Origin of the sequence: Buttiauxella gaviniae, assembly GCF_040786275.1 — a bacterium.
Taxonomy (GTDB): domain Bacteria; phylum Pseudomonadota; class Gammaproteobacteria; order Enterobacterales; family Enterobacteriaceae; genus Buttiauxella; species Buttiauxella gaviniae_A.
In genome coordinates this window covers 631,387-644,842 of sequence record NZ_JBFMVT010000002.1, presented here as the reverse complement: position 1 = coordinate 644,842, position 13,456 = coordinate 631,387, and the positions used below count along the sequence as shown (strand labels likewise).

General features: G+C 50.3%; 12 protein-coding genes and 6 tRNA genes. 7 read left to right on the top strand and 11 right to left on the bottom strand.

The features are described 5' to 3' along the window. Window positions 1-11 precede the first annotated feature (11 nt). The 4 genes from ptsI to cysZ all read right to left on the bottom strand — a co-directional run bounded on the left by ptsI (window position 12) and on the right by cysZ (window position 4,322). The gene (gene ptsI / locus AB1E22_RS03740; protein WP_367594145.1) at window positions 12-1,739 is read right to left on the bottom strand and encodes a phosphoenolpyruvate-protein phosphotransferase PtsI; all 1,728 of its coding nucleotides are present in this window, start codon (window positions 1,737-1,739) and stop codon (window positions 12-14) included. Between the two features lie 44 nt (window positions 1,740-1,783). Further along, window positions 1,784-2,041 (bottom strand): phosphocarrier protein Hpr, encoded by a 258-nt coding sequence (gene ptsH, locus AB1E22_RS03735; RefSeq protein WP_034459025.1) that lies wholly within the window; start codon window positions 2,039-2,041, stop codon window positions 1,784-1,786. A gap of 394 nt (window positions 2,042-2,435) precedes the next feature. Beyond that, window positions 2,436-3,407 (bottom strand): cysteine synthase A, encoded by a 972-nt coding sequence (gene cysK / locus AB1E22_RS03730; RefSeq protein WP_367594144.1) that lies wholly within the window; start codon window positions 3,405-3,407, stop codon window positions 2,436-2,438. A 153-nt stretch (window positions 3,408-3,560) separates the two neighbouring features. Next, window positions 3,561-4,322, bottom strand: coding sequence for a sulfate transporter CysZ (cysZ, locus tag AB1E22_RS03725; RefSeq protein ID WP_367594143.1), 762 nt, complete (start codon window positions 4,320-4,322; stop codon window positions 3,561-3,563). A 230-nt stretch (window positions 4,323-4,552) separates the two neighbouring features. On the opposite strand from cysZ, the gene zipA reads away from it, so the two are divergent. From zipA to AB1E22_RS03710, 3 genes are all read left to right on the top strand, one after another. After that, the gene (gene zipA / locus AB1E22_RS03720) at window positions 4,553-5,584 is read left to right on the top strand and encodes a cell division protein ZipA (RefSeq protein ID WP_367594142.1); all 1,032 of its coding nucleotides are present in this window, start codon (window positions 4,553-4,555) and stop codon (window positions 5,582-5,584) included. Between the two features lie 68 nt (window positions 5,585-5,652). Further along, window positions 5,653-7,671: an NAD-dependent DNA ligase LigA gene (gene ligA, locus AB1E22_RS03715; RefSeq protein WP_367594141.1), complete on the top strand. Its 2,019-nt coding sequence runs from the start codon at window positions 5,653-5,655 to the stop codon at window positions 7,669-7,671. Window position 7,672: 1 nt separating this feature from the next. Further along, window positions 7,673-7,888: a DUF3820 family protein gene (locus AB1E22_RS03710; RefSeq protein ID WP_034459012.1), complete on the top strand. Its 216-nt coding sequence runs from the start codon at window positions 7,673-7,675 to the stop codon at window positions 7,886-7,888. A gap of 7 nt (window positions 7,889-7,895) precedes the next feature. Here the strand turns inward: AB1E22_RS03710 and AB1E22_RS03705 are convergent, their stop codons facing one another. Then, entirely contained in the window at window positions 7,896-8,885 is a 990-nt protein-coding gene (locus tag AB1E22_RS03705) for a bile acid:sodium symporter family protein (protein ID WP_367594140.1), read from the bottom strand. Window positions 8,886-8,975: 90 nt separating this feature from the next. Between AB1E22_RS03705 and AB1E22_RS03700 the strand changes: the two genes are divergently transcribed. Beyond that, window positions 8,976-9,911, top strand: a complete 936-nt coding sequence (locus AB1E22_RS03700; protein ID WP_367594139.1) for a LysR family transcriptional regulator — start codon at window positions 8,976-8,978, stop codon at window positions 9,909-9,911. Here the strand turns inward: AB1E22_RS03700 and AB1E22_RS03695 are convergent. The 5 genes from AB1E22_RS03695 to AB1E22_RS03675 all read right to left on the bottom strand — a co-directional run bounded on the left by AB1E22_RS03695 (window position 9,902) and on the right by AB1E22_RS03675 (window position 10,747). Continuing rightward, window positions 9,902-10,246, bottom strand: coding sequence for a FlxA-like family protein (locus tag AB1E22_RS03695; protein WP_367594138.1), 345 nt, complete (start codon window positions 10,244-10,246; stop codon window positions 9,902-9,904). The genes AB1E22_RS03700 and AB1E22_RS03695 overlap by 10 nt on opposite strands. Window positions 10,247-10,364: 118 nt before the next feature. Continuing rightward, window positions 10,365-10,440: transfer RNA gene (locus AB1E22_RS03690), tRNA-Lys, on the bottom strand. 3 nt (window positions 10,441-10,443) lie between these two features. Then, window positions 10,444-10,519, bottom strand: a tRNA-Val gene (locus tag AB1E22_RS03685). 33 nt (window positions 10,520-10,552) lie between these two features. Then, window positions 10,553-10,628: transfer RNA gene (locus AB1E22_RS03680), tRNA-Val, on the bottom strand. Window positions 10,629-10,671: 43 nt separating this feature from the next. Next, window positions 10,672-10,747 (bottom strand) — tRNA-Val (locus AB1E22_RS03675). Window positions 10,748-11,007: 260 nt separating this feature from the next. Between AB1E22_RS03675 and gltX the strand changes: the two genes are divergently transcribed. Next, window positions 11,008-12,423, top strand: a complete 1,416-nt coding sequence (gene gltX, locus AB1E22_RS03670) for a glutamate--tRNA ligase (protein ID WP_367594137.1) — start codon at window positions 11,008-11,010, stop codon at window positions 12,421-12,423. 66 nt (window positions 12,424-12,489) lie between these two features. Here gltX and AB1E22_RS03665 read toward each other — a convergent pair whose 3' ends face one another. Further along, complete coding sequence (locus AB1E22_RS03665) at window positions 12,490-12,843, bottom strand: YfeC-like transcriptional regulator (RefSeq protein WP_367594136.1); 354 nt, start codon at window positions 12,841-12,843, stop codon at window positions 12,490-12,492. A 222-nt stretch (window positions 12,844-13,065) separates the two neighbouring features. Here AB1E22_RS03665 and AB1E22_RS03660 point away from each other — a divergent pair. Further along, window positions 13,066-13,141: transfer RNA gene (locus AB1E22_RS03660), tRNA-Ala, on the top strand. A gap of 46 nt (window positions 13,142-13,187) precedes the next feature. After that, a tRNA-Ala gene (locus tag AB1E22_RS03655) sits at window positions 13,188-13,263 on the top strand. The last annotated feature ends 193 nt before the right edge of the window (window positions 13,264-13,456 follow it).

Genomic DNA, 13,456 nt, shown 5'->3' with positions numbered 1-13,456 from the left:
CATCCGGTGGATTAGCAGATTGTTTTTTCTTCAATGAACTTGTTAACCAGCGTCATTAACTCGTCCGTTGTCGGTTGAGCAAGAGCTTGCTCTGCTAACACCTTCGCATCTTCGAAGTTCGTGTTACGAATAATCTTCTTAATGCGCGGGATAGAAATGGCACTCATACTAAATTCGTCCAGACCCATACCCAGCAACAGAAGTGTAGCACGTTCGTCGCCTGCAAGCTCACCACACATACCGGTCCATTTACCTTCTGCATGAGAAGCATCAATAACTTGCTTAATCAGAGTCAGTACGGACGGTGACATTGGCTGGTAAAGATGTGAAATCATATCATTACCACGGTCAACGGCCAGGGTGTACTGCGTCAGATCGTTGGTACCGATACTAAAGAAGTCGACTTCTTTTGCCAGATGGCGAGCAATGGTGGCCGCAGCCGGAGTCTCAACCATCACGCCAACTTCGATAGTTTCGTCAAACGCTTTGCCTTCTTCACGCAGCTGCGCCTTCATGATTTCGATCTCTTTCTTCAGAGCGCGAACCTCTTCAACAGAGATAATCATTGGGAACATAATGCGTAATTTACCGAAAGCGGATGCACGCAGAATCGCGCGAACCTGGTCATGCAGGATCTCTTTACGATCCATAGCGATACGCACTGCACGCCAGCCCAGGAACGGGTTCTCTTCTTTCGGGAAGTTCATGTAAGGCAGCTCTTTATCGCCACCGATATCCATGGTACGTACGATAACGGCTTGTGAGCCACAGGCTTCAGCAACAGCTTTGTACGCCGCGAACTGCTCATCTTCAGTTGGCAGTGAATCACGGTCCATGAACAGGAATTCTGTACGGTACAGACCTACACCTTCTGCACCATTGCGCTCTGCACCGTCGATATCACGAACGGTACCGATGTTGGCGCATACTTCTACCTGATGACCATCGAGAGTGATTGCTGGCAGATCTTTCAGTTTTGCCAGTTCAGCTTTCTCGGAAGCAACCTGCTGCTGTACAGCACGCAGCGCTTCGATCTCGTCGTTGGTTGGGTTAACGTAAACTTTATTGTTAACAGCATCGAGGATCAGGTAATCGCCATTTTTCACCTGGTTGGTCACGCTACCGGTACCCACAATCGCAGGCAGTTCAAGAGAACGCGCCATGATAGAGGTATGGGAAGTACGGCCACCGATATCAGTGATGAAACCCAGAACCTTTTGCAGGTTAAGCTGTGCGGTTTCTGACGGGGTCAAATCTTTAGCGACCAGGATAACTTCATCCTGAATAGCGCTAAGGTCGATAATTGCCAGACCAAGAATGTTGCGCAGCAGACGCTTACCGATGTCACGTACGTCAGCCGCACGTTCTTTCAGGTATTCATCGTCTAACTCTTCCAGCGCCACTGCCTGGCCTTCGATAATTTCGTGAGCCGCTGCATCAGCAGTCACTAACTTATCTTTGATAAGGGCTATGATTTCCTGCTCAAGCTCTTCGTCTTCCAGCAACATGATGTGGCCTTCGAAGATAGCTTCCTTTTCTTCACCGAAGGTCTCGCCAGCTTTAATTTTGATCGCTTCTAACTGCGAAGACGCCTTTGCGCGTCCGCTAATGAAACGCTCAACTTCCTGCTCAACTTTGTCGGCAGAAATTTTCTTCCGGTCGATGACAATCTCATCTTCCTTCAGCAAAAGTGCCTTGCCGAAAGCGATACCCGGGGATGCTAAAATGCCTGAAATCATAACCCTACCTTACTTGTGACTGATATTTACGAAGAACCCAGAACTTACTCGAGTTCAGCCATCAGTTTTACCAGATGCTCAACTGCTTTCTGATCATCTTCACCTTCAGCGGAGATGGTCACAACGGTACCTTGAGTCAGGCCCAGAGTTTGCAGTTTGAACAGGCTTTTTGCGCTAGCGCTTTTGCCGTTGGAGGTCACAGTGATCTCAGAAGTGAAGCCTTTAGCTTCTTTAACAAACTGAGCAGCAGGGCGGGTATGCAGACCGTTAGGAGCGGTAATGGTAACTTCTTGCTGGAACATTGTATTTCCCCAACTTATAGGTTTAGTGTTGTGGAACTAAAGTCTAGCCTGGTGGCAAAACTTTAGCCTGTATAGTTAGCGTCAACGTGAACTGTAACTGTACGCGACATAGGATGCTTTCGGGAACCGCGAAATGTGCTCTGGCAAGATCCATGCGCTTCGCGGCTCGCTCGTCATTAATCATTATGCCGTGAAATGTGATTTAGCACCAAATCGTTAAATCGATTCAGCAGAGGTATCTCACATTCTGATTAATTTCGCGCATCGAAATAATTTGCTGGATAGATACCAGACCTGACAGAGTGACGCAATGGTAGGGTAACCAAAAGTTTGACGCATGCCACAAAAAAGCACCCTGACGGGTGCTTTTTTACTCATATTTACGAGCAAGGCATCATTGTTGCAGTTCTTTTTCCGTGAAAAGATCGGCAAAGAGAGCGGTACTCAAGTAGCGTTCGCCAGACGATGGCAGTATAACCACAATGTTCTTGTTGGCAAATGCTTCATCTTCCTGAAGTTTTAGTGCAGCAGCGACGGCTGCGCCGGAAGAAATACCGGCAAGAATACCTTCTTCTTCCATCAACTGCCGTGCCGTTGAAATCGCTTCTTCATTAGTGATGGCAATCACTTTGTCAATAAGCTTCAGATCGAGGTTACCAGGAATAAAACCGGCCCCGATACCCTGAATTTTATGAGGGCCTGGTTTCAGTTCTTCACCCGCCAGGGCCTGAGCAATGACCGGGGAATCTGTAGGCTCTACGGCAACGGTAATCAGATCCGTTTTGCCTTTGGTATTTTTGATGTAACGACTCACACCTGTCAGCGTACCGCCAGTCCCTACGCCAGAAATAAAGACGTCCACTTCGCCGTCGGTATCTTCCCAGATTTCTGGGCCGGTGGTTTTTTCGTGGATTTCTGGGTTTGCTGGGTTACTAAATTGCTGGAGCAAAAGGAATTTTTCTGGATTGCTGGCAACGATTTCTTCAGCTTTCTGAATGGCGCCTTTCATGCCTTTCGCGCCTTCCGTCAGGACCAGATTGGCACCCAGTGCTTTGAGCAATTTACGGCGTTCAATACTCATGGTTTCAGGCATGGTCAGCGTCAGCTTGTAGCCACGCGCGGCGGCAACATAGGCCAGGGCAATACCGGTATTACCGCTGGTTGGTTCGACTAACTCGACGCCGGCCTTGAGCACACCGCGTTTTTCGGCATCCCAAATCATATTGGCTCCGATACGGCATTTGACGCTAAAGCTTGGGTTGCGGGACTCGACCTTCGCCAGGATGCGTCCATTACCGATGCGGTTCAGTCGAACCAGCGGCGTATGGCCGATTGTCAGAGAGTTGTCTTCATAGATCTTGCTCATAGCCCGTCCTTAACTGTATGAAATTTGGGAAACCTCATCAGCATACCTGCTTAGACGTTATGGGGAAGTAAAGAAATCGCATATCTATATGATGAAGGGAAATAAGGAGAAGCAAGAAGGAATAAGGAGCGACATAAGCCGCTCCTGAAAAAATTACTTCCACATGGCATGTTTCTGGCGATAACAATCGACCCACATTGCGGTGGCACCGCAGACGGCGACCGGCATGATCACTAAATTAAGGAAGGGGATAAGCGTAAACAGACTGACGAGGGAGCCAAACTGCATGTTAATGAGTTTCTTCTCGCGCAGCGAAATACGCATTTCTTTGAAGGGCACTTTATGGTTATCAAACGGATAGTCGCAATACTGTATAGCCAACATCCATGCGCTAAATAAGAACCATAAAACCGGAGCAACGGTTTGACCGATACCCGGAATAAAATAGAGAACCAACAATAGAAGCGCACGCGGCAGGTACCAGGCAAGTTTTTGCCATTCGCGTTTCATGATGCGCGGAATATCTTTCATGATGCCAAAGATACCGGTATCGGGTGGCATTGCTCCCGTCAGGCGTGCTTCGAGCTGTTCGGCCAGTAATCCGTTAAAAGGCGCGGCAATCCAGTTTGCAAGCGTTGAGAATAAATAACCAAACACCAACAGAATGGAGATGACCGCCAGGGGCCATATGAGGTAGCTCAGCCACTGTAACCAGTCAGGTACATAAGAAAGAAGCGTAGGAACCCACACATCCAGGCGGGTGAATAACCACCAGAAGGCGCCTCCCATTAATAAAATGTTAACCAGCAGCGGCAGGAGCACAAAACGTTTGATCCCAGGCTGATGGACGAGCTTCCAGCCCTGCGAAAAATAATAAACGCCACTGCGTGGCACGGTTCCTGATGGTGAAACCATATTTGAACGAACTCCTTTTTAGTCATTACTTTGACATGCAGACCTATCATAACTGAGTGTCAGGAGAAAAACTTATTAGGAAATGGTCGAAAAATCAGCAAAAAACCGATTTCGATACATCTTTATGCTGAGAAAACCGTGTGCGCACTTGCACTTGAGCAGATGGGCAAATACTCTTAGTGAGTAAATGTTTGCCGCGGTGGCAAGGTGTTAGAACAACAGAGAATATAATGATGCAGGATTTGCGTCTGATATTAATCATTGTTGGCGCGATCGCCATAATAGCCTTACTGGTTCACGGTCTGTGGACGAGTCGTAAGGAACGTTCATCCATTTTTCGTGATCGTCCAATGAAGCGCCTGAAATCTAAGCGTGACGAATACGAGTCGGATGACGACGAGGCTGACGATGAGCAAGATGATGGAGTAGGTGAGGTGCGCGTGCGTCGGGTTAACCCTGCGCCGGAAACAACGACTCGCGAGTCAGAAATGCCTCGTCAGCCGCAGGTGCCTCAACACCAGTACGAACCGCCATACGCTTCGGCTGAGCCACGTCAGAGTGCACCCGTGCGTCAACCTGAACCGGTTGCGCCGCGTCAGGAAGTGCCTGTTGCGCCGATTCACCAGCCGGTACCTCAGCAACATGTGCAGCCTGCTGTTCATCAGCAACCGGCCTACCAACAGCCGGTACAGCAACCGCAGCCAGTGGCACCGCAAGCGCCGGTTCAACAGCCAACCATTCAGCAGCCTGCGGTTCCACCTGCTCAGCATGTTGAACTGGCACCTGAACCTGTAGCGGCGCAACCTGCTCCGGCATCGGAAGCTCCGGTTCGTCGTAAAGAGACGGTGATTGTTCTGAACGTTTCTGCGCATGCGGGCAGCATGATTAATGGCGATGTGCTGTTAAACAGTATTCAGCAAGCAGGCTTTATCTTTGGTGAAATGAACATTTTCCATCGTCACCTCAGCCCTGATGGCAGCGGTCCGGTTCTGTTCAGTCTCGCGAATATGGTTAAGCCTGGCTCATTTGACCCCGAAGGCATGACGAACTTTGCAACGCCTGGCGTAACAATCTTCATGCAAGTGCCGTCTTATGGCGATCCAGCGCAGAACTTTAAGTTGATGCTCCAGTCTGCTCAGCACATTGCTGATGAAGTCGGTGGCGTCGTGTTGGATGATCAACGTCGCATGATGACACCGCAAAAAATGCGTGAGTATCAGGATCGTATCCGCGAAGTGGTTGAAGCCAACGCCAGCCACTAATAGCCGTCCTGAACATGTTTCTTCCCAAACCCCCGCATGTCGGGGGTTTTTTATATTGATGGTGCGATATGGACACAATCGAACAACAAATTACCCAACTGCGAACCACGCTTCGCCATCATGAATATCTTTATCATGTGCTTGATAACCCAGAAGTCCCGGATGCGGAATACGATCGCCTGATGGCAGAGTTGCGCGCTCTGGAAGAGGCGCATCCAGACCTCATCACCCCTGATTCCCCTACGCAGCGCGTTGGGGCGGCTCCGCTCAGCGAATTTACCCAGGTCCGCCACGAAGTCCCGATGCTTTCGCTGGATAACGTCTTCGATGAAACCAGCTATCTGGCCTTTAACAAACGAGTGCAAGATCGCCTGAAAAGTGCTGAAGCCGTCACTTTTTGCTGCGAGCTGAAGCTGGATGGCCTGGCGGTGAGCCTATTGTATGAAGAGGGTGTCCTGATTCGCGCTGCCACGCGTGGCGACGGAACGACCGGGGAAAATATTACCGCCAATGTGCGCACTATCCGCGCGATTCCACTGAAACTCCGCGGGGAGAATATTCCTCGTCGCCTCGAAGTGCGCGGTGAAGTGTTCCTCCCGCAGGCGGGTTTTGAAAAGATAAATGAAGAGGCACGTCGCACCGGTGGGAAAATCTTTGCTAACCCGCGTAATGCGGCGGCGGGATCGTTGCGCCAGCTCGATCCACGAATTACTGCTAAACGTCCGCTGACATTCTTCTGCTACGGCGTCGGCCTTCTGGAAGGTGGCGAATTACCCTCCAGCCATCACGGTCGTTTACAGCAGTTTAAAGAGTGGGGTTTACCGGTTAGCGATCGCATTCGTCTGTGCAAAACGCCAGAAGAAGTGCTGGCGTTTTACCACCAGGTGGAGGCTGACCGCCCGACGTTAGGTTTTGATATTGACGGCGTGGTCATTAAAGTTGATTCCCTTGCGCTGCAAGAAACGCTGGGCTTTGTTGCCCGTGCGCCGCGTTGGGCCGTAGCGTTCAAATTCCCGGCCCAAGAGCAAATGACCTTTGTTCGTGATGTTGAGTTCCAGGTCGGGCGTACCGGGGCGATTACGCCGGTTGCACGTCTGGAGCCGGTTCAGGTTGCAGGTGTGCTGGTCAGCAATGCCACGCTGCATAATGCCGATGAAATCGACCGTTTGGGTTTGAGAATTGGCGACCGTGTGGTTATTCGCCGTGCCGGAGACGTTATCCCCCAGGTTGTTGGTGTCGTGGAGTCTGAGCGCCCGGAACATACCACGGAGATTGTTTTCCCGACCCACTGCCCAGTATGTGGCTCAGACGTAGAGCGCGTGGAGGGCGAAGCGGTGGCGCGCTGTACGGGCGGCCTGATTTGCGGCGCGCAGCGCAAAGAATCGCTCAAACATTTTGTCTCTCGCCGCGCATTAGATGTCGACGGTATGGGCGATAAGATCATCGATCAATTGGTCGAAAAAGAGTACGTCCATACGCCTGCAGATCTTTTTCGCCTGACGGCAGGCAAACTGACCGGCCTGGACCGTATGGGGCCGAAATCCGCGCAAAATGTGGTCGAAGCACTTGCGAAATCTAAAGAAACGACCTTTGCGCGATTCCTCTATGCGCTGGGTATTCGTGAAGTCGGCGAGGCGACAGCGGCGGGTTTAGCGGCGCACTTTGGTACGCTTGAGGCGCTGATTGCGGCAACTGTTGACGATCTGCAAAAAGTACCTGATGTGGGCATTGTCGTCGCCACCCATACTTTCAACTTCTTCGCAGAAGAGAGCAATCGGGAAGTTATCCGCCAGTTGACGGAAGAAGCAGGCGTTCACTGGCCCGCCCCGGTTGTTATCAAAGCAGAAGAGATTGACAGCCCATTTGCCGGTAAAACGGTGGTGCTAACCGGTTCGCTAAGCATTATGTCGCGTGACGATGCAAAAGCGCGACTGGTCGCGTTGGGGGCTAAAGTTGCGGGTAGCGTGTCGAAGAAAACGGATCTGGTCATTGCCGGTGAAGCGGCGGGCTCAAAACTTGCCAAAGCACAGGAGCTTGGCATCGATGTGATTGATGAAGCTGAAATGATTCGCTTATTAGGTGAGTGAGATGGATAAAGAACAGCTTATTGAGATAGCCAATACCGTGATGCCCTTCGGCAAGTATAAAGGCCGCGTGTTGATTGACGTGCCAGAAGAGTATCTGCTGTGGTTTGCTCGCAAAGACGAGTTTCCTCAGGGGCATCTTGGCGAGCTGATGCGACTCACATTATTGATTAAAACGGAAGGATTAGAGGGGCTGGTAAAGCCCCTCAAGCGGCACTAAACGCTTATCAGCTATTATCGGTGGCGGCTTTGGTCGCCATCTGTGTCTCTTTCTGATAACGCCGGGCAAGCACTGCGCAAATCATTAATTGCAGTTGATGGAAGATCATAAGCGGCAATACCATCATTCCGACAGTAGCCACCGGGAACAAAATGTTCGCCATTGGAATACCGTTCGCCAGGCTCTTTTTCGAACCGCAAAATACGATAGTGATCTCATCTGCTTTACTAAAGCCCATGCGTCTTGCGACAAACGTATTGATGGCGATGACAATGGCCAGTAAAACCAGGCTCACGACAACAATAAACAGCAGCGAACCCAGGCCGACTTTGTGCCAGATCCCGTGCCTTACCGCCTCACTAAATGCCGTATAGATAACGAGTAGAATTGACGTCTGGTCGGTTTTACCAATCCATTTTTTATGACGCGCGACCCAATCGCCAATCAGCGGTCGAGAAAGGTGGCCCGCCACAAATGGAACTAATAGCTGCAACATGATGCTGCCAACCTGCTGCAAACTGCCGCTAGCGCCATGCACATGCATGACCATGCCAACTAATACCGGCGAAAGGAAGATACCGAGCAGGCTTGAAGCTGAAGCGGCACATACTGCGGCGGCCACGTTACCACCGGCAAGAGAGGTAAAGGCAATGGCCGATTGAACCGTGGCAGGCAAAATGCACAGATAAAGAAAGCCCGTGTAAATTTCAGGGCTGACGTTTACCGGAGCCCACCAGGCAAAGAGCACGCCCAGTACCGGAAAAAGAACAAACGTGCTGCACATCACCCACAGGTGTAAACGCCAGTGGCTGCTGCCCGCGATAATCGCTTCACGAGAAAGTTTTGCGCCGTGCATAAAAAAGAGCAGTGCAATGGCGGCGGTTGTCAGTCCTTCAAAAAAACCAACGTAACTTCCCTGAGCGGGAAAGAAAGACGCTACCAGGACGACAAAAATGAGCGTCAGGGTAAAAGGGTCGAGTACGCGAAAGAGTTTCATCATCATTCCTCAAACTGGTGTAGCGCTATTGTGCTTTTAACGATTTTAGAAATAAAATTGATTTATTGAATGCATTAATGAATTTATTAGATGAATTATTCCCTACGTCAGTTAAAAGTTTTTGTTGCAGTCGCGCATGCTGGCAGTTTTAGCCGGGCAGGGGAGCAAATTGGCCTCAGCCAATCGGCTGTGAGCCACAGTGTAAAAGAGCTGGAAAGTGAGTTAGGCGTCAAACTGCTGGATCGCACCACGCGTGAAGTGGTGCTGACGGATGCCGGGCAGCAACTCGCGGCGCGCCTTGAACGCCTGTTGGAAGAACTTACCGCGACGCTTTTGGATACACGAAGCGTCGGCCATCAGTTAAGCGGAACCGTTCGAGTCGCTGCAAGCCAGACTATCTCGGCTCATTTGATGCCGCAGTCTATTGCCGCCGCCGCACTCGAGTTTCCAGCCATTCGCTTTGTGCTGCATGACCGCCCACAACAATGGGTGCTGCAAAGTATTCGCCAGGGTGAAGTTGATTTTGGCATGGTTATCGACCCCATTCAGGCTGGCGATTTGGATTGTGAAGGGGTTCTCTCTGAACCCTTTCTATTACTTTGCCGCAATGATCATCCGCTTGCGGCGCAGGCGCAGGTGCCCTGGCAAGCGCTACAAGGGGCAAATTTGGTATTGCAGGATTACGCCTCAGGCAGTCGACCACTGATTGATGATGCGTTGATGCGCCAGGGCATTGAAGCAAATATCGTTCAACAGATTGGCCACCCTGCGACACTCTTCCCAATGGTGGAAGCGGGGATTGGTATTAGCGTGCTTCCCGCGTTGGCGCTGCCATTACCTCAGGAACGCTCGCTGGTTGTACGGCCTCTGATCCCGGTTGTGGATCGGCAATTAATGTTGGTGCGCCGCAAGAACCGTTCTCTTTCCCGCGCGGCGGAGGCTATCTGGCAGGCTGTTCGCCAGCAGGCGCAGCAATTAACCGCTGCGCGCAAGGGCGATCCGCTTTTTAATCACGATCAGATGTAGATATCAATCTGGTGTGCTTCAGAAGGTTTGTTCACACCTTCCACTTTGGGTTGCTGCTGCTGTTGTTTTTGCTGCGCTTCTTCAACCTGCTGGCGTTGTAACTGTGCCAGTTGAGCCTGTAGCATTTTAATTTGCGCCTGAATCAGCTCTTGCTGCTTTTGTTTTTCATCAACGGAGCCACTGCCGTTAGCAATATCTTTCGCTTGTTGCGTCAGTTTGGTGATTTGCAGAGTGATACGGCTGATTTGTGAAGCAAGGTCATTTCCACCAGAACTTGCTGAGTTGGAAGCATTGGACTGTAGCGAAGGGGTAGATGTGGTAATGGTATTGCTCATGATGTTTCCCTGAAAGACTGAGTAGAAGAGGTATCGGCCTGAAGAGGGGAAAACTTGAGGGAAAGAGTGGAGTAAATCGCACATAGCAAAAAGGCGCCTTTAGGGCGCCTTTCTACATTGGTGGGGCGTGCAGGATTCGAACCTGCGACCAATTGATTAAAAGTCAACTGCTCTACCAACTGAGCTAACGCCCCGAATGGTGGGTGATGACGGGCTCGAACCGCCGACCCCCTCCGTGTAAAGGAGGTGCTCTACCAACTGAGCTAATCACCCAAACTTCGGTACTGCTATTGCAAGAAAAGATAATGGTGGGTGATGACGGGCTCGAACCGCCGACCCCCTCCGTGTAAAGGAGGTGCTCTACCAACTGAGCTAATCACCCAAATCTTATCTCTTGCTACACTGCGGTATCACTCACTGATGAATGGTGGGTGATGACGGGCTCGAACCGCCGACCCCCTCCGTGTAAAGGAGGTGCTCTACCAACTGAGCTAATCACCCCCGCTGTGTGGAGTCGCATTATAGGGAGAGTTGAAAATGAGTCAACGCCTTTTCTAAAGATTTTGTTCGTTCGTCGTAAAAATAATCAATGCGATCAACAAATACCCATTGTCGATTGATTTGCCACCAGAATAGAGGGATTGCTGACATTGAAAGGTATCGACATTGAGGAATCAGACTGGAGTGGTAGAATGTTGTCGACTAAATATTCCCTGGCATTTGCCGGTTTCCCGGTACTTTTGCGTAATTAAGGCCGTTCAATGAAAATCAAAACTCGCTTTGCGCCAAGCCCAACGGGCTATCTGCACGTTGGTGGTGCTCGTACTGCTCTTTACTCATGGCTTTTTGCTCGTAACCACGGCGGCGAGTTTGTGCTGCGTATAGAAGACACTGACCTTGAGCGTTCAACGCCTGAAGCTATCGAAGCTATTATGGATGGCATGAATTGGTTGAGCCTGGAATGGGACGAAGGCCCGTACTACCAGACCAAACGCTTTGATCGCTACAACGCCGTTATCGATGAAATGTTAGAGGCGGGCACCGCGTATAAATGCTACTGCTCTAAAGAACGCCTTGAAGCGCTGCGCGAAGAACAAATGGCGAATGGCGACAAACCACGCTACGACGGTCGCTGCCGTCACGGTCATGAGCATCACGCAACCGACGAACCTTGCGTTGTGCGTTTTGCCAACCCGCAAGAAGGGTCTGTTATTTTTGATGACCAAATCCGTGGGCCGATCGAATTCAGCAATCTGGAGCTGGACGATCTGATCATTCGCCGCACCGATGGTTCTCCAACCTATAACTTCTGCGTGGTGGTAGATGACTGGGATATGGAAATTACCCACGTTGTGCGTGGTGAAGACCACATCAACAACACGCCGCGTCAGATCAACATCCTGAAAGCGTTGAATGCCCCGGTTCCACTTTATGCCCACGTTTCCATGATTAACGGCGACGATGGTAAAAAACTGTCTAAACGCCACGGTGCGGTCAGCGTTATGCAGTACCGTGATGACGGCTATCTGCCAGAAGCGCTGCTGAACTACTTGGTGCGCTTGGGCTGGTCCCATGGCGATCAAGAGATCTTCACGCGTGAAGAGATGATCAAACTGTTCACGCTAGATTCAGTGAGCAAATCCGCCAGCGCGTTTAACACTGAAAAATTGCAGTGGCTCAACCACCACTACATTAATCATCTGGCGCCGGAATACGTTGCGACTCATCTGCAATGGCACATCGAGCAGCAAAACATCGACACCCGTACCGGCCCTGAGCTTGCTGAACTGGTGAAACTGTTGGGCGATCGCTGTAAGACTCTGAAAGAGATGGCGGAAACTTGCCGCTACTTCTATGAAGACTTCAGCGAATTTGATGCGGATGCGGCGAAGAAACATTTACGCCCGGTTGCGCGCCAGCCGCTGGAAGTCGTGCGCGACAAACTGGCAGCTTTAAGCGACTGGACGGCGGAAAATGTCCATAACGCCATTCAGGCAACGGCTGATGAGCTGGAAGTGGGAATGGGTAAAGTGGGTATGCCGCTGCGCGTTGCGGTAACTGGCGCAGGCCAGTCACCGGGTCTTGACGTTACCGTTCATGCGATTGGTAAACAACGTTCTATTGCCCGTATCAATAAGGCTCTGGAATATATTGCCGCGCGCGAAGCACAGCAATAACGCAAAAATCAGTAACTGAGCGTACTTACTATAAAGCCGGCTTATGCCGGCTTTATAGTACTCGCGTTAGTCATCGCGAATACCTAAACGTTTTAGCACGCCCGCAATCCCTTCCCGCAAAAGCAAAGCTGACATCTTTTCTTGTTCTGAAATCGACATCTGTTTCAACGAGTTCATCAGAATGGCTTCGAGTGAGGTGTCATTGACGTGGTAACTGCCTAACTTCTCAGAAACGCGTTTTGCGTTATTAATAAATTCGCGAACACGTTCATCCACATGAATCAGGCGAGCTTTCCCACCCTGAACACCGGGCTTCTGCGAAGTGAGCCAACATTCCTTTCGTACCCATTTGTTAATTGTTTGGCGGCTATAACCAGTGATCACCGCCAGCTCTTCCGGGGTCATACGTTCCTTGAGCACAAGATTTTCCTTAATTTCAAAAGGGTTATTAGAGGTTCATTTTAGAGGAACATTTTACTGGAAACTGTGACAGGATTAACTACAGCAAGACGAGATGCAATTAGGTTTGCCTGGATTGCTTGCTTTTTCGACGATTGATCGCAGAAGAAGAATTTGCCGTTGACACTATGGAATGGGTTTCATATGATGCCGCCCGTCGATACGACACGGTTTCACGGTTACGGGGCTATAGCTCAGCTGGGAGAGCGCTTGCATGGCATGCAAGAGGTCAGCGGTTCGATCCCGCTTAGCTCCACCAAATCTTTACCAGCAAGATTTGAATCGTTAAAACCAAACCCATTCGTGGGGCTATAGCTCAGCTGGGAGAGCGCTTGCATGGCATGCAAGAGGTCAGCGGTTCGATCCCGCTTAGCTCCACCAAAATTTAAAACCCTCGCCTGATGGCGGGGGTTTTTTCGTTTCAGACCTCTGCATTTTTACGAAAAACAGTATTCAGGAATTATTCAGGAGGGTATATCAAACTATTTCGCTTTGTAGAAATGTATTAAAAATGAATGAATTGAAAGAGATGTAATATTCTGTCAACTTGATTTGTGCAATAAATAAACGTATT